This is a genomic window from Pseudomonas sp. KNUC1026 (genome assembly GCF_021650705.1).
Classification (GTDB): domain Bacteria; phylum Pseudomonadota; class Gammaproteobacteria; order Pseudomonadales; family Pseudomonadaceae; genus Aquipseudomonas.
On the sequence record NZ_CP087138.1, the window covers coordinates 4,419,423 to 4,436,112 of the forward strand.

10 protein-coding genes and 3 pseudogenes are annotated in these 16,690 nt (G+C 61.4%); all 13 read right to left on the reverse strand.

Features of this window, described 5'->3' with window-relative positions:
• Window positions 1–72: 72 nt before the first annotated feature.
• Window positions 73–795, reverse strand: coding sequence for a hypothetical protein (locus LN139_RS20880; protein ID WP_236356513.1), 723 nt, complete (start codon window positions 793–795; stop codon window positions 73–75).
• Complete coding sequence (locus tag LN139_RS20885; protein ID WP_236356521.1) at window positions 761–1,507, reverse strand: putative toxin; 747 nt, start codon at window positions 1,505–1,507, stop codon at window positions 761–763. The genes LN139_RS20880 and LN139_RS20885 overlap by 35 nt, the downstream gene beginning before the upstream one ends.
• Before the next feature lie 471 nt (window positions 1,508–1,978).
• A pseudogene (locus LN139_RS25860) lies at window positions 1,979–2,149 on the reverse strand (hypothetical protein); the annotation flags it as partial.
• A 482-nt stretch (window positions 2,150–2,631) separates the two neighbouring features.
• Window positions 2,632–3,039 carry a hypothetical protein gene (locus LN139_RS20895; protein ID WP_236356525.1) on the reverse strand — a complete coding sequence of 136 codons (408 nt, stop codon included), beginning with the start codon at window positions 3,037–3,039 and terminating at the stop codon, window positions 2,632–2,634.
• Window positions 3,040–3,269: 230 nt separating this feature from the next.
• Window positions 3,270–3,680: a NucA/NucB deoxyribonuclease domain-containing protein gene (locus LN139_RS20900; protein WP_236356531.1), complete on the reverse strand. Its 411-nt coding sequence runs from the start codon at window positions 3,678–3,680 to the stop codon at window positions 3,270–3,272.
• Window positions 3,681–3,784: 104 nt separating this feature from the next.
• Window positions 3,785–3,991 (reverse strand): hypothetical protein, encoded by a 207-nt coding sequence (locus tag LN139_RS20905; RefSeq protein WP_236356533.1) that lies wholly within the window; start codon window positions 3,989–3,991, stop codon window positions 3,785–3,787.
• A gap of 59 nt (window positions 3,992–4,050) precedes the next feature.
• Entirely contained in the window at window positions 4,051–5,595 is a 1,545-nt protein-coding gene (locus LN139_RS24980) for a hemagglutinin repeat-containing protein (protein ID WP_268944776.1), read from the reverse strand.
• A complete protein-coding gene (locus LN139_RS20915) occupies window positions 5,531–7,930 on the reverse strand; it encodes a hemagglutinin repeat-containing protein (RefSeq protein WP_268944777.1) in 2,400 nt (799 codons plus the stop codon). Before LN139_RS20915 ends, LN139_RS24980 begins: the two co-directional genes overlap by 65 nt.
• Window positions 7,885–12,684, reverse strand: coding sequence for a beta strand repeat-containing protein (locus tag LN139_RS20920; protein ID WP_236356540.1), 4,800 nt, complete (start codon window positions 12,682–12,684; stop codon window positions 7,885–7,887). Before LN139_RS20920 ends, LN139_RS20915 begins: the two co-directional genes overlap by 46 nt.
• Before the next feature lie 52 nt (window positions 12,685–12,736).
• Window positions 12,737–12,796 (reverse strand): annotated as a pseudogene (locus LN139_RS25865) (hypothetical protein); the annotation flags it as partial.
• A 70-nt stretch (window positions 12,797–12,866) separates the two neighbouring features.
• Window positions 12,867–13,061 (reverse strand): annotated as a pseudogene (locus LN139_RS25870) (hypothetical protein); the annotation flags it as partial.
• Window positions 13,042–14,526, reverse strand: a complete 1,485-nt coding sequence (locus LN139_RS20925; protein ID WP_236360546.1) for a hypothetical protein — start codon at window positions 14,524–14,526, stop codon at window positions 13,042–13,044. The pseudogene LN139_RS25870 and the gene LN139_RS20925, both read right to left, overlap by 20 nt.
• Window positions 14,417–16,594: a two-partner secretion domain-containing protein gene (locus LN139_RS20930; protein WP_236356541.1), complete on the reverse strand. Its 2,178-nt coding sequence runs from the start codon at window positions 16,592–16,594 to the stop codon at window positions 14,417–14,419. The genes LN139_RS20925 and LN139_RS20930 overlap by 110 nt, the downstream gene beginning before the upstream one ends.
• Between the last annotated feature and the right edge of the window lie 96 nt (window positions 16,595–16,690).

Consider the following 16,690-nt stretch of genomic DNA (forward strand, 5'->3'; position numbering starts at 1 on the left):
TAGAGCAAACATTCCAGCTTGATTATTTTTCATTACCGCCCATGATAAAAAAATCATCACCAAACAATAGCTTCAATTCATTTTTTTCTCGTAAAAATACGAAGACTGCTCAACCACGTCGTGAATGCTGTCCGTCACTGTAATAAGAGCCCCTTCTCCTATTTTTTGCACAGCGAATCCTCTGCTCCTAAACTCGGAAAGGTCAAACCCTAAAGAAACACTCTTACCCAAAAACATACCCCAACTCACATCTGCAACTTTACCCTGTTGCAGAACACCTGAAAAAAAATAACTTTCCAGGCTTCCCGGCCTAAAGTTCGAGCGCGCCTCTTTGGAAAAAAAATGCATGGACGCATATATCGGAGAAAGTATCTCGCATATCCTTTTAAAAATCTCAAACCAGTTTACCTTCTGATTAAAATCTGCCTGAACCCTTAACTTTCCATTGATTTTCTCCCCTTTCAAATTTCGTCGAGTATGATTTATTTCAGCATCATACTTGACTACTTTTCTCTTCCATCTAAGACCAATGGGAAAACTTAACTCAATACCCTGAGCTTTGACGGAACCTGACGGCGCCCAGTAGGGTTCGCATGCAGCAACGCTTTCGAAGTCGCCAAGCTTATTCTCCCATTGAAACAATACTTCAGGGGCAAGTCGTGGATTTTCATCCACAAACATGGATATCAACCTAGACCCCACAGACCACGGAGTTGTATCTGCATCCGTCGTTACTGAAATAACTATCATAAAAACCCCTTTAGAACTTTGAAAGCTCGCCGATGGATGGGTCATACCTATATATTCCACCGCCAACCTTACTTGTTACTTCGTCAATTCTTGCTTGCAAGGGGGCACTAATTCTCTGGGTCCTAGGGCTGACTACTAAATTAAAAGGCTGCCCAGTAATTTCTGAGAGCTCCAACTGAGCACGCAGCTGATCAGACATGGAAAGCTCCCTAATATTTTTAACCTCAAGTATTCCGCCTGAGTTCCTTCCCCACATATCAGGATATGTCTTAACTTCTTTTCCGTTCGGCAACTGCACAGTGATCGGTGTGTTATTTTTCTCTCCCCCGACATGTTCAAAGGCATCGATCACCTGTTTTTCAAATGCAGAACCATTTTGTCGATTTTCCATAATTTGTGAAAACTTATCGACTGGGGTTCCATTTCCGTCAACTTTGCTTAGCCTATCAGCCTCCGCCTTAGCTTCCTTCGACGCAACAGCCTCCAGCTTCCCACCCACCCGGGTCAGCAATTCGTCCACAATCGTGTCCACCACTGCACTGGTGATCACTTGGGTCAGGCTTTGCTCCTCGGGGAACGTCTCGGGCTTGAGCGAGGCCAATACCAGCTTTCCTTCCTCGCTGGTAAACCCATCCGCAATTTTATTCAAGCCGTCACGGTATTGGTCGATGCCTGCAGCGAACCCGATACCGGCCAAAATACAACCCACGCCGGTTTCACGCGTCAGTACGGCGCCTACGCCGCTGGTGACTGTCAACAAGCCTCCCTTCGCAACATCGCTGCTGGCATTGACGTAATAGCGTCCCTCCCATGGCTGGAGTACCAATCCGCAACAGACTCGTTCCACGTCCGCTGGGACATCCCCTGCGAGCCCAAGCTCGCTTGCAGGTCTGGGTATTTCGCCTCTTCCAGTTCCAGCGCATGCAGGCTTGCGTACTCTGGGTCGGACTCCGGCACACCCGCGCGACACGACACCATCGCGCACGCGGCGTCTCTCCATCGGTGGGCGCACTGTGGGTCTTCTTTTTCCAGCGCACTCAGCACTGCCGATTCATCGGCATGCAAACGCCGGTTGTAGAGCTCAACCCCGGTCGCGGCATTCACCGCAACTGCACCACCTGAGATGCAGTTGCCGGTGGCAAGCCCAAGCGACGTGGCACTCAGGTTGTTGCTGGCCTTGAGGGGTGCCGACGTTGGTCAGGTCCTTGCCGGCGATCAGGCTCACGTCGTTGCCCAAGCGCTTGGCGCTGTCGTCGGGATCGTAGCCGAGCTTGGCCAGCAGGCAGTCCGAGTTCAGGAACTGGTGCAGGTCGGTGAGCGCGGGATTAGTTTCGATCAGGTACTTGTTGGGGTTGCTTTTGCCGGCGGTGGTCGGCAACCCCTGGAATCGGGCGATGGTACCTGCGCCCGGCAGGCCGTTGGTGTCGCCAAGGCGAACGAGGTTCTCTGCGCCGCCCGGGACGTTGGTGTCCAGTGCGGAAGCGCTAGCGATGCCGCCGGAAGCCTAGTGGCCGGTGCTGGAGAGCTGGCCAGCGGTAGCGACCTGGATGTCTCGCCGCCAAAAGGTATTGATCGTACTGTTTGAAATTTGAGTAGCGGCGCCCTAAATTAAGCTCCCAAGTAGGAAAACTGAAATCATAGCGCGACAGAATGTTGTACTTAGCCTCTGTTGTCGTTAATGGCAACGATACAGCGACACCGTGCAAGGACGGCTAGGGGTTGCACTCAGTATTTGCCGCCGTCCTTTGATCGCTCAGGCCGTGACTAAAGCGAATAGCGAAGGAAGGGTAGTGTTGCAGTAAAGCGGAAAAACAACACCGGCACGAGGCCGGTGTCAGATCGAGTATGATTCTATATAAATCTGTTACCCACCATCAAAAATTAGCCGACAACATTTAATCTAATCTGGGAACCGTCCGGCAGTTCTTTAATTTGACTGGCTATATCAGCTCTAAATCTCATCCCCTCTACAGCATCAGCCAAGTACAAATTATCCAGCACAAATTCACCACCCAGTACGAACGGTACCTTAGGTAACAAACGCTTCCCGGCAGGGAGCCAACCGTTCTGCTTTTGCCATTGATGCGCTAACGGATAGCCCGTAAGTACCTCATAATCACTGAGGAGTATTTGCACCCAGCTTTCAATATCATCAGCCAAGTACTCTAACGAGCCTGTTTCTGGGTCAAAAGTATAGACCTTGCTATCCTTAATGCAAAACTGCCCACCAAAAACATCTTCAGCAAAAAAAGGCAACCATCGGCCATGCCTTTGTAGCAGCTGCGCCACAGAGCACTCTCGTTCCAATCACAAATACCAATTTCGTTCTGACTAGAGTGTGTTGGAAATACATGCAAAGCGCTTTCTAGAGCATAAAAACCATTACGCTGACACAGCATTCTCAAAAGTTGATCGACTAAATCACCTGCCAACCTACGCGATTGCCCTAACATTTCCGGCTCATGCTCGCTCAAAGATGAACTTGCGTTCAATAACAATTTATTCAAACTAGTCATATTCTAATCCACCACGTCTATTCGAACCTTTGCTCCGTTTGGCAACCCTCTACATTGAGCACCAATACAAGCACCAGCCCCACGGTTGTCGCTAGGGTTGATATGTCTTACAGAGGCCCCTTGACCACCTTCTTGGAACATTGCAGGTGGATACTCATCACGATCAAGGCCTGGTTTAGTTTCAATACCGCGCAAAGAATCACGCCTATTTGATGCCGTATTCGCGCGATCTATGGTCAGAATGTCAGGCTTACCCGCGTCAATAGCATCTTCGATGTGTTGTGCTGACTCAGGAAAGCGGCCTTTGCTGACTGTTACAACCTTTTCAACATCACTCCCAGCGGCACCTGCGCCTTTTGCCCCTTTCGTGACCTTGGAAGCCAGCCCCAAACCCGGCACCAACCCCAGCAGCAACCCTGCCCCAGAAACTATCCGTTGTTCAAGAGAGTCTTGCTCCCCAGTAAACGGATTGGTCCCACCGGCCGTAAAGTACGCCTGACAGAGCGCGCTTGCTGCACCTACTCCCCACAACCACTCTCGAACAATTTCTGCCCGAGCTCCTGAGCGCTTTTATCCGCTTGCGCACTCAGCGCAGCATCCTCTGCCATCTGCGCTTGGGCGACGATATCAGTGGCCGGGGCGAGTTTCCATTCCTGGCCGTCGGGCGTCTGTTTGGTTTCGCTGGTGACGACGCAATAACCGTTGGCGGAACCTGCGCAGGGCACCACAGATCCTAGGGTGTGCGTCAATTCCAAGTCGGTACCCATATCGCTACCGACTGAAATCAGTTCCTCCTGCAGTATGCTCGCCCCTTTATCCTCCAGCGCATTGATCTCGGTACGCAGCTTCTGGCACTCGGTAGAAGCTCCCGCAGCGCCTTGACATCCCTGGGCGTATTTTTCCGATCCATGTCGAGAGACACACGCTCGATGTCGCTCAGATGGTTGTTATCCACCGCGTTCTGCCCAGCCTGCGCACCGGCCATCGCACTGGCCGCGTCTCCTCCGGCCAGCCCACCAGCCAGCCCTGCCGCCAACGTTGACAAGGCAGATACCGTTTGGCGTTGCTCGTCGGTCAGATCCGCAGTCTTGGTATTGGGGTAAAGCGTTGCTGCGATCAATTCGCCCGTGGCTGCTCCAGCCGCGCCGGCCGCTGCTGAATTGCCTTGTGCTTTAGCTACGAAGGCGCCGAGCACAGCCTGAGCCATGATCCGGGCTTCATCGTTGTCGCCAGTGATCTGCTTGATCGTGTTGGCTAGATAAGGCGCTGCGGCTCCGCTGATCGCTGCTTGAACACTTCCGCCAGCCAAGCCTTGGATGGCCGCAGTTACAGCTTGGGCCGCGCGCTGAAGAGAGCTACCAGTGCCATATTGCGAGAGTGCTTTCTCATACGCTTTACTGGCTTGCAACTGCTCCAGAGTAGGAGTCGCATTCCCCTGAGACTTTAACTCTTGCCGGGCAGCTTTCAGGGCGGCGATCTGACCCTGTGTGCGTATTGCATCCATTGCCTGGCTGCCAAGCTCCGCAATCGCTTGAGCTTGTTGCAAGCGCCGTTGTTCTTTCTCCTTGTCGAAAATAGGGCTCAAAGCATTAGCAGCATGTTCCGCATCACGGTTGAGTGATTCGATGTCCTGCGCCTGTTGGGCAGGTTTGGTCAGCAGAATCGACCCCGGAGAAACCGCTGCATAGGTAGTGCTGCTGTCATGACCACTGCTGTTGGCACCAGAAAGCAAGCCGTTAGCCATATTGCCCAGAAATTGGCTGCCTACCCCACCGCCGCTGCTGACTGCTATGCCTTGATGTTGCGCCTTGTAGTCAGCTTTGTTTTCAACATCGCTCCAACCCGACGTACCGGTAGCCAGGCTGTTCTTCGAGCGATCTGCAGTGCTTGCGATAACGGCCGCGTCCAGCTGGGTGTGGTTGCCCACCTCAACCTGGTACCCGCCTTTACCCGCAAACAAACCTGTTTGCTCTTGTACGCTATCGAAGTTGGACTTGAGCCGATCCAGAGTGACGCTTAGGTAACCACTGAGGTTCATTGTCCCAATCGTGAAGCTCAGGCCACCGCTTACATTCTGCTGCCGCGCGTCATAGCTGTTGTTGTCTTGAACACTCCGTACCAAGAGGTCACGGCCAACATTTGCGACCACTTGCTCAGCAGTGACTTGTGCGCCCTCCAGTGCGGTATCCCTGCCACTGTGCAAATTGGCCTGGCGTCCTGCGTCCAGCGTGGTCTCATTCCAGGTGACACCGCTGCCCTTCTCGCTACCTTTGCCCGCGTTGCCGTTGGCGAAGATACTCAGCCCGGCGCCGTTGGTGCCGCCACCCAATGAAATCCCTACATTGCCGCCGCCGCTGGTGTTGTTTCCAGAGACGGTTTCGGGTGTCCGCCGAAGCGTTAAGCAGAATGTCCCGATTGGCGTTGAGCACCACATCTCGGCCTGCCTTCGCCTTGGCCCCCTGAACGAAAATATCACCACCGAGGCCTGCATCGCCGGTCGCATTGATCGTGATATCACGGCCAGCTGTAAGGGAGGTGCCTTGTTGGGTAGTCTGCGTTTGAGCCAAGACAGACTGGGCATGCTGGGCTCCCAAGGACAGGCTGATGCCCCAGTAGGCGCCAGCATCACCTGTCGGAGATGAAGCATCTGCCACCTGAGCGGCTTGCCATGCCTGGTAGCTGCTCAGCCCTGCCTTGATGCCTTGAAGAGCATTTAGCCGGCTATCCCCGGTGTCGGCCTTGCGTGCTTCATTGGTGTTTTGAACAGCCGTATTCAAGGCACTGCCAACGACCCCGGACAGCGCCAAGGTCAGGCCGCTCTTGCGGCTTTCAGTGGTTTGCCGTTGGTCAACCTGGCTGGCGGCTGCCAATACACTTACATTCTGGCCGGTAAAGCTGATGTCTTTACCCGCAATCACGTCAGCGCCACGCACCACTACATCGTGCGCGGCGATCACACTCACATTGCCCTCCACGCTTCCAAGCGTGCTTGCTTTCTGGCTTTGCGCAGTGGCGTCCTGAGTGGCTTTATTGAGAGAACTACCGACGGTAACGCCGATACCGCCGGTTCCCATCAGGCCTGATCGCTTCACACTTTGAAGGTGTTGCGAGCGTTCAGCTTCAGCACTGGTGTCTACCAGTACATTTCGGCCTGCAACGACTGTCGTCTGCTCAGTAGATACAACGTTACTGCCTTGGATAGTCGCATCGCGCCCTGCACTCAACGAAGTAGTGTTGCCACTGAACGTCGAGCTTTCGGCTACGGACTGCTGGCTCGCATCATTTTTCAGCTTGGAAGAGCCAGACAATACGCCCCGTTTGGAAGTACTGCTGCCGTTGAGTGAGGCATAGGTGCTTTGTGCCGCCTCGATAGTAATGTCTCGGCCTGCACTGGCTTTGAGTGCGCCACTGGTACTGGAAACACTTGCACCTGAAGCTTTCAAGTCATTGACTGCGGCCAGCGTGACGGCGTTGCCAGCAGTAATCGACGCACCCACTGCCAAAGCGTTATCGGTTTCAGTCAGAGTGGTTTTGCTACTGCTACTGAATGCACCGCTCTTCTTTTTGGTTTTCTCGTAGTAGCTGTAGTCTTTGTTCTGTGCCGCCAACAACTCAAGGTTATTGCCCGCATAAACATACGCTTCATCTGCGGCCTTCAATTGGCTACCAACCACAGCCACGTTATTAGCCGCCGTCGCGATCACGGAGCCGCCAGCAGTAATGCCACTCGCCACCTGGCTGACATGATCCTCCTGCGCCGTCACCTTCTTCGTCTTGGCATACAGGTGCGACTCATCCGCCGCCGCGCTCACCAGCAGGTTCTCACCCGCCGCCACCGCCACATCACGCTTGGCCTCCAGCTGGCTCGCGACCAGGCTCACGTCGCGCCCGGCCTGGATGCTCAGGTCACGCCCGGCGGTGGCGCGAGCCCCTAGCTGGGTGATGTCGCTGCTGTTGCGGTTGCTGTCCAGGTACAGGCTGTTGTTCACCTGGGTGGCGTCGACATTCACATCGCGGCCGGCGCGCAGCGCCAGGTCGCGGCCGCTTTGCAGCACGCCGCCGGTGTTGCTGATGTCACGCCCGGCGCTGATCGCCAGGTCGTTGGCCGCTTCGATGCGCGCGGCGCTGTCGGCGAAGCCGCGCTGTTCGGTCTTGGTGCCGGCGCTGCTTTGGTGGGTGGTCAGCGTACGTTCGTTGATCACGTCGCCGTTGATCGCCGTGGCGCTCACGTCGCGCCCGGCGATGATGCCGCCGGCCTTGTTGACGATGGTGTTGCCTGCCAGCAGGTCCAGGCTGCCGCCGGCCTGGATCAGCCCGCTGTTGGTCAGGTCGCCGGCGGCCTTGGCGCTCAGGTTGTTGCTGGCCTTGAGGGTGCCGACGTTGGTCAGGTCCTTGCCGGCGATCAGGCTCACGTCGTTGCCGGCGATCAGTGCGCCGTTGGGCGCCAGCCGGCCGCTGGCCTGGGCCAGGTACACCACCGGCACCAGCACCTGCTCGCCGTTCACTTCCTGGCTCTCCAGCCAGACGATGTCGTGAGTCAGCGCCGCCACCTGCTCGGAGGTCAACGTCACGCCCACGCTGAGGTTCAGCTCATCCTTGCTGGCGATGGCGTTGTTCATCAGGTACTTGAACTGCGCCTCGTTGCTGGCTTGCCCATCGAGCAAGGCCTGGCCGGTGCGGGCGGTAATGGCTTGCTGAACGAGGCGCTGCTCGTAGAGGCCGTCCCCAGGCGCTTGGCGCTGTCGTCGGGGTTGTAGCCGAGCTTGCCGAGCAGGTAGTCCGAGTTGAGGAATTGGTGCAGGTCGGTGAGCGCGGGGTTGGTTTCGATCAGGTACTTGTTGGGGTTGCTCTTGCTGGCGGTAGTCGGCAGCCCTTGAACTCTGGAGACGGTCTGGTCGGTGGCGGCCTGCGCGGGGGTTGCTGTGCTGCCGCTGGCAACGGCGCCAACGGCGGGCGCGCCGGCGATGTCGGCAAGGCGCACTGATGCCGCCGCGCCGGGCGCCGCCGCGCCGCCCGGGACGCTGGTGTCCAGTGCCGAAGCGCTGGCCATGCCGCCAGAAGCCTGGTGGCCGGTGCTGGAGAGCTGGCCGAGCGCGGCGCCCTGAATGTCTCTGACCGGTGCCGCCGAGAGGGTTTGGTCGCGCTGGGCGGTGGTCAGGGTGGCGCCGGTCATTGTCCAGCTTTGGGCAGTGGCGCCGGGCTGGGTTGCCGTAGCCGCAGTGCCAGCGGTGCCGCTCAGGCGGAACAGGCCGTTCTGTCCGGTGGGCAGGCTGAAGCCGGGCAGGCTCAGGGGGTTGATCTGGCGCTGTGCCAGGTCGGGGGCGAGTTGCTGGTTGAGGGTAACGCGGGTGGCGTGTTGGGTGCCGACGGCGGTGGTGTCGGTGCGGGTGCCGCTGCCGATGTAGCTGTAGCCGGCGCGCACCACACTGTTGTTCACGTTGTTCTGGGCGGCCACGCTCACATTGCCCGCGGCCTGGATCACGGCGGCGTAGCTCTGCCCGCCTGACGACAGGTTGCGGGTGGTTTGGAACTGGGTCAGTTCGGCTTCGGTAGAGGCGATGAAGCGGGCGATGGCGCCTTCCATGCCGCTCAGGTCATTGGCGTTGTAGCCGGCGCTTTGATACCAGTACTTGCTGGTGACAGCGTTAGCCAGTGCCTGGTAGCCGCTGGCGTTGTTGACGCGCTGGGTGCGGAAGATCCGCGAGGTTTCGGTATCGGAGCTTTCCACGCCCGTGTTGTCGAGGTTGTTGAGCGTGGCCTGGAAGTTGCCGCCAGTGGAGAGCGTACTGCTCTTGTTGAGCAGGTCGCCCCCGGTCAGGGTCATGTTGCCGCCAGCGGTGATGCTCGATGCCGCGCTGGCTTGGGTCACTTCCAGCTTGTCACGCTGCACCAGCTCCCATACGTGGTTGCGTTTGCCGCTGCAGTCGCCCGCGTTGTAGCCCTCGATGCAGGCGGTCTCGGTCACTTTGGCGGTGTAGATGCCGGAATTGCTGACGGTCAGGATGGCCCGGACGTTCTGGATGGTGCTGGCCGCCAGGCGCATGCTGCCGTCGCTCTGGATCGAGGCGGAGCTGTTGACGATGCTGTCGGCAAGGCCCCCCGCGCCGTCACGGTCGATGCTCAGGTTGGCCAGGCTGTAGACGTCTGCATAGGTGTTGTTGAAGCTGGTGACACGCAGCGACATGTCGTCGCCGCTGAAGATGAGCCCGTGATCGTTGGTCAAGGCGCCGGTGGTGAGCACAAGCTTGCCGGTGCTGCCGATCGTGCCGCTGTTGTCGACACGGCCTGCCGTCAGCGCCATATCGCCTGCGGAGGTCAACCGGCCGCTGTTGGCCAGGGTGCCGCTGAGGTTGAGCGTGGCCTGGGTGCCGCCGGCGATGCTGCCTGCACTGCCCAGCGAGAGTTGCCCGGCACTGATGCCCAGCGCGCCCAATGCGCTCGCCCGGCCGTTGCCCGAATACCCGCCAGTCAGGCTGAGGTTCAGCGTGCCGTCACTGGCGAGCACACCGTCGTTGGCCCAGTTTGCGCCGGTGCCCACCAGCGCCGTGGAAGCCAGCAACTGCCCGGTTGCGGTCTGGGTGAAGGTGCCGACGTTAATGGTCAAACGCCCGGCCTGGAGCACGCTGCTGTTGGTCCAGCTGTCGGCGTTGAGGGTCAGGCCGCCACGGGTGACCAGGCTGCCGCCGGCGTTGATGACGTTGGTTGTGGACAGGCCAAAGGTGCCGCTGCCCACGTGCAGCACGCTGCCCCCGGCGTTGAGCAGGTTGGCGGCGTTCAGGGCCAGGTCGGTGTTGGCGGTTTCGAGGGTGCCGTTGCGGTTGTCGAACAGGCCGCTGATGTTCAGTTGGGTGGCACCACTGCGGCCCAGGGCACGAATGGCGCCGGTCTGGTTGTCGAGGCTGGTAGCGGCGATGCTGAGCGTGCTGTCGCTTTCGATCACACCGAGGCGGTTGTTGAGCGCTCCGCTGAGGCCGAGGTCGATCTGCTGCCCAGCGATCTGGCCGTCGTTGTCGCCACTGTTGTCGAAATCGTGGCCCGTTACCCGGGTGAGGCCGCTGGCGTAAACGCCGCCGTTGCGGTTGTCGATGTTGGCGTTGCCGGTGTCTATGAGCGCATCACCGGCTTGGGCGGCGACGCGCCCGCCGTAGTTGTCCAGCCCGCCGAGGGCGCGGATGTCCAGGCGCTGCGCTTGCACAACACCGCCCTGGCGGTTGAGGTCGTAGCCGTTCTTCAGCACGCCGGTGAGGCGTGCCGTCATCGCATTGCGCAGGCTGGTAAGCATCCCGCCACGGTTGTCGAGGGCGTTGGCGCTGGCGTTCAACGCGCCGTTTTGCGCGATCAGCTTGCCGCCCTGGTTGTCCAGGTCACCCGTGAGGGCCAGGGTCATCGCACCCAGGCTTTGCAGGGTGCCCTGGCCGTTGCCGAGGCTGGCGGCTTGCACGCTGAGGCCTGCGTTTTTGCTGTAGAGCTGGCCGCCATTGCCGTTCTGCACGGCGCCAGTGGCGCTGACGGTAACCGCCTCGGCCGCAGCGATGGTGCCGCCATTGCGGTTGTCCAGCCCGCCTGTGGCCAAGGTCATGTTGCGCTGGCTGGCGAGCTGGCCGCCCTGATTGTCGACCTGTGCTGCACGGGCGAGCACCAGGTCGCCGCCACTGGCGAGGGTGCCGAGGGTGTTGTCGAGGCTGCCGAGCAGGTCGAGGCTGAGGTCGGCGTTGCCGATCAGGTGACCGCTGCGGTTGTTGAGGTCGCCACCGGCCACGCTCAGGGCCTGTTGTGCGTTGAGGGTGCCGGCGGCGTTGTTCAGGGTCGCTGCACGGGCAGCCAGGGTGGTGCCGGCATCGATCAGGCCGTTGTCGCTGTTGTCGAGCACACCGCTGACGGCCAGGGTTTGCTCGGCGGCGCTGGAGAGGATGCCGCCGCGGTTGTCGACGCTCGCAGCGTTGACGCTAAGCGCCTGCTGGCTGACCAGCGCACCGCCATTGCCGTTGAGCAAGGCTCCGGCGAGGCTCACGCTCACGTCGCGGTTGCGGCTTGAGAGGGTGCCGCTGTTGCGGTTGTCCAGGTTGGCTGCGGTGACGCTCAGGCCTTCCCAGCCGGAGAGCAAACCGGCCTGGTTGCTGATGTTGCCGGCGCTCAGGGTCAATTGCCGGTTGCTGATCAACCGGCCGTTGTCGTTGCTCAGGTTGCCGAGGGCGAGGCTGAAGCTTTCGGTGCTTGAAACCTGCCCGGCGCGGTTGTCGAGGTCACGCAGTGCGTTGAAGGTCAGCTGGCCTTGGGCGCTGATCAAACCGTTCTGGTTGTTCAGGTCGCCGCCATTGAGGCTGAGGTTCACCGCGCGCTCGCCGATCAGGCGGCCGCCGTTCTGGCTGAAGCTGGCGAGGTTCAGGGCCAGGTCGCCCTTGGCCGACACTTCGCCGCCATTACCGGAGTCCAGGCTTGTGGCCACGAGGTCCAGGCCACCCTGGCTGTTGATCAGGCCGTTATCGCTGTTGTTCAGCGTGGTGGCGTGCAGGGCCAGGCCGCTGCCGCCCAGCAGGCGCCCGCCCTGGTTGGCGAGGCCGGCGGCGCTCACATCGAGCAGGCCCTGAGCCTTGATCAGGCCATCGGCATGGTTGGCCAGCCCGCCATCGACGCTCAGGCCGAGCTGGCTGCGGCTGATCACTTGCCCGGCCTGGTTGTCCATCTCACCGGCGTGCGCAGCGAGGCTCGCGGCGGCGATCAGGCCGCTGACGTTGTTCAGGGCATTGGCTACGCGCACGCTGAGTGCCTGGTCGCTCAACAGCTTGCCGCTGCGGTTGTTCAGGCTCAGGGCCGCCACGTCGAAGCTTTGGCTGCTGGAGATTTCGCCGCTCTGGTTGTTGACTCCGGCCAACTGCCGCAAAAGCAAGGCGCCGGGGGTGTTGATCACGCCGTTCTGGTTGTCGAGCTGGCCGTGGTTCAGGTCCAGGGTGAGGTCGCTGTCGCTGAAGAGCAGGCCGCCGTTTTGATCCAGGCCGGCGACGCTGGCGCTCAACCGGCCGTGGCTGCCGATGCTGCCGCCGTCCTGGTTGGTCAGTTGTGCGGTGCTCAGTTGCAGCGTGTCGGCGCTGCTCAGGCGGCCGCTGTGGCTGTTGTCGAGGCTGCCTGTGCGCAGGGCCAGCGGGCCTTTGCTGCTGAGGGTGCCGCCGTGGCTGTTGTCCAGGCTGGCGCTGTGCAAGTCGAGGGCGCCGTCGGTGACCAGCGTGCCGCCGCGGTTGCTGAAGGCGCCAGTGCTGTCGAGAACCAGGGCGCCGGCGCTGGAGAAACGGCCGCCGTCGTTGCTGAGGGTTGCGCTGTGCGCGCTGAGGGTGCCTTCGCTGCTGACCTGCCCGGCTTCGTTGAGCAGGTCGCCGCTCGAACGCAGGTCGATGGCCTGGTTGCTGGAGCACGGTGCCGCCACGGTTGCTCAGTTGCGTGCCGGCAAGCGACAGGCCGGTACGGCCAGACAGCACGCCGCCGTTCTGGTTGGTCAGCCGGCCGACCGCAAGCGTGAGGGCTTTTTCGCCGATCACGCGCCCTGCGTCGCTGTTCCAGCTGCTGAGCGGTGAGGTGCAGCGCGTCTTTGCTGGAGACCTCGCCGCCCCGGTTGTCGACAGTGTCGACGTTCAGAGCCAGGGCACCGTTGCTGCTGACCAGGCCGTTCTGGCGGTTGTCCAGCTGGGTGCCGGCCAGGGTGAGGCTGCCGAGAGAGCTCAACTGGCCGCCGCTGTTATCCAGGCTCAGCGCGGTAAGCTCGAAGCCTTGATCACTGGAAATTTCACCGCCGTGGTTGTTCACCGCCGGCAAGAGCGCTCGGCAAGAGTGCGCCGGGAGTATGGATCAGGCCGTTCTGGTTGTTGAGCTGGCCGTGGTTCAGGTTCAAGGCCAGGCGGCCCTGGCTGAACAGCTCACCGCCTTGCTGGTCGAGCCCGGTTACGCTGGCGTTTACCGCTTGGGCCGCAGCGAGCCGGCCACGGTCCTGGTTGGTGACCTGGCCTGCGGTGAGGGTCAGGGTGCCGAGACTGGTCAGTTGGCCGCCGTGGCTGTTGTCGAAGGCACCGGTGGTGACGTTGCTGGCCAGTTTGCCGCTCAGGCTTGCCTGGTTGCGGTTGTCGAGGCTCGCACTGGCCAGGGCCAGGTTGCGGTCGGTGCTGATCGTTCCCTGCTGGTTGTTGACTGCGCCGCTGGCGGTGATCGTAAGGTCACCTGCGCTTGAGAGGCTACCGGCAGTGTTGTCGAGCATTGCGGCAGTGACGCTCAAGGCCGCTTCGCTGCCGATGCGCCCGGCGGCGTTGAGCAGGCTGCCGGTGAGGTCGAAAATGGCGCCGTTCTGGGCCGTCGCCCGGCCGCCGCTGTTGTCCAGCTGATTGCCATCGAGGCGCAGGGTGCCGCCGCTGAGCAAGCCTTGGGTGTTGTTGATAACCCGCGCAACCGCCAGCTGCAGGGCGGTGCCGGCGATCAGCTTGCCGCCGTCGCTGTTGTCCAGTTGCTGCCCGCTCAGGGCCACCCCGGCATGGCTGGAGATTTCACCGGCGCGGTTGTCCACCTGGCCGACGGTCAGGTTCAGCGCGTTGTTTGCGCCGATCAGGCCGCCCAGGCGGTTGTCCAGGGCGCTGGCGTTGACGGCCAGGCTGCCGCCGGCCATCAGCTTGCCGCCTTGCTGGCTCAGGGTGCCGGTGGTGAGGTTGAGGTCGTGCTGGCTGGATAGCCGGCCGGCATCGTTCTGTACGCTGGCGGCCTGCACGCTCAAGGCGCCCAGGGCACGCACGTTACCGGCCTGGTTGGCCAAGGCGCCACTGAGGACAAGGTTGAGCTCACCGTCGGTGAGCGCGTCGCCCGCCTGGCGGTTGTCCAGGCTACCCGCCTGAAGGTCGAGGCCGCTGCCGGCGCCGAGGGTGCCGGCGCGGTTGTCGAGGGCGTGCGCCACATTCAGTGCCAGGCGCTGATCGGCGCTGACCTGCCCACCGGCATTGTCGAGGCTGCCAGCGTTCACGGTAGCGTTGCCGCTGGCAAGCAGCTCACCGTTCTGGTTGGAGAGTGCTGCATCGGACGTCACCGCCAGGGCCGCCGTGCTGCGCAGGCTGCCGCTGTCGTTGAGCAGGGTGCCAGCTCGCAGGTCCAGGCCGTTGCCGCTGACCACACCGCTTGCGCTGTTATCGAGCAGTTGGTGGATACGCACGCTCAGCGCCTGCCCGCTGAGCAGCGAGCCATGGCTGTTCTGCAGGGTGTCGGCTTCGAGGGCGAAGGCGCGCTGGCTGGAAATCTCGCCCTGCTGGTTGTTCACGGCGGCGAGGTTGCGCGACGACAACGCCCAGGGCGTTGATCAAGCCGCCCTGGTTGTCGAGCTGGCCGTGGTTGAGGTCCAGGCTCAGGTCGCTATTGCTGAACAGCTGCCCGCCGGAGTGCTGATCCAGCCCCGTCATGCTCGCGGTGAGCGCCATGGCGCTGGCGATCCGGCCTGCCGCGCTGTTGTCGACCTGGGCGGCGGTGAGCGCAAGCGCCCCGCTGCTCGTCAGGCTGGCGCCCCGGTTGTTGAGCGCTCCGGTCTGGACTGCCACGCCGGCACCCGCGATACGCCCGTTCTGGCTGTTGTCCAGGCTGGCGCTGGCCAGCGTGAGGGCGCTACCAGCAACCAATTCGCCGCCCTGGCTGTTGTTCACCGCACCAGTGGCGGCCAGGTTTACGTTACGTGCAGCCTTCACACTGCCCTGCGCGCTGTTGTCCAGGCTGCCAAGGTTGAGGTTTACCGACTGCTGGCCGGCAATCCTGCCGCCCTGGTTGGCCAGGGTGGCGTAATTCAGGGTGAGGTCACCGTTGGCGAGCACGCGGCCGTTGCTGCTGTTGTCGGCCTGGCGGCCTTGGGCAGTGAGGGTGCCTTGGCTTGAGATTTCGCCGCCGCCATTGCTCAGTTGGTCGGCGTTGAGGGTCACGGTATTCGCGCTGCCGATCAGCCCACCCTGCCCATTGAGTACCTGGCCTGCGGTCGCGGTAAGCGCGTTCTGGCTCAGTACGCGGCCACTGCGGTTGTCCAGGGTGCCCGCGCTCACCTGTGTGCTTGCCTGGCCGCTCAGGGTGCCGCCCTGGTTGTTCAGCGCCTGGCTGGCCGTCGCCTGCACGGTGTGGCTGGCGCTCAGGCTGCCGCTGTTGCGCAGGTTCTGCGCCGTAACGGTCAGCTGTGCGGTGGCGTTGCGGCTGTTGTCGGCATTCACGCCGGCTTCGACGATGGCGCTGTTGGTGATCTGGCCATTGCTGGCCAGGTTGATACGGTCGCGGGCGGCGACGTTCTGCTGGATGTTCAGCGCGCCGGTGGTTTGCACGTCGACGCTGCTGCCGTACACAGTGCCCTGAATGTTGGCACTGGCGGCCTTGGCGCTCACCGCGCCGGTGGCGGCCACCTGGCCAACGGTCAGTTGCCCGTTGGCACCCAGCTGGATATCGCCCGCACTGGCCGCCAGGTTCCCCGCTACCCGCACGCCCACTCCGGCTTCGGTGCCCACCAGCTTGATGGAACCGGCGTACATGCCGCCCAGGGCCGAGCTGTCGATGGCCACCGTCGGAGCGGCGCTGCCGTTACCCGCCCTCGGCGTGGCGTTGAGGGTTTGCGCATCGACATCGTTGCGCCCCGCCACCACCGCCAACTGTTGCGCGTTGATCTGGGCGTTGATCTGCGCGGCGCGGGTGATGATCTCGAACTGGCCGACCTGGCTGGCATCCAGCCCTTGGCCTTCGATGGCAACGTTGCCGTCGTCTACCTGGAAGTGGTCCAGCTGGCCGTTGCCATTGAGCACCGGCGTACCGGTGGTGAGGGTGGCGCGTGGCGTGTTGATGAAGCCGCAGCCGTCGCACGTCACACCATGGGGGTTGGCGACGATGACCCGCGCGCCCTGCCCCGCAACTTCCGTATAGCCCTTGAGCTGGGAGGGGTTTGCGCCAACCACTTCGTTGAGAATGGTGCCGGCCGCCCGGCCACCGAGGTTGCCGTTGCCCAGAATGATGCCGCCTTGCTGGGTGCTGGCCGTTTTGCCCGTGGCGTTGTTGAGGATCACGCCCTCGCTGCCCACGTTGTATTGCTGATACTGGTTGTGCGAAAGCCCGGCCGCGTTGGGCGCAGCGATATTGACGATCGGCACGCCATTGCCGGCCTGCGACACCGACGTGTTGGTGCCGCCGCTGACCGCGATGCCCTCTGCCTGTGCCCAGATCGGTTGCCAGAACAACGCATTGATCAGGATGAGCGCGATCCCGCGCTTGGGCAGGCCCCAGAAACGCTGGCGCTCGATCAGGCGGGCAGAGGGCAGTCGGGCGAGAAAAGCCAGTTGGCGGGCGTCCATGTCGCAGGTCTCGAAAGGTGTTGAGCGAGAAATTCGGGCAAAGCAAGGCAGCGCTCAGGCAAACGGCCAGGAGCGTGCGTGGATCAGGTGCGGAGA

Bases quoted from the DNA above. Each gene is read 5' to 3' on its own strand.
- LN139_RS20880 (WP_236356513.1), bottom strand. From the start codon at position 795: ATGACCCATCCATCGGCGAGCTTTCAAAGTTCTAAAGGGGTTTTTATG.
- LN139_RS20930 (WP_236356541.1), bottom strand. From the start codon at position 16,594: ATGGACGCCCGCCAACTGGCTTTTCTCGCCCGACTGCCCTCTGCCCGC.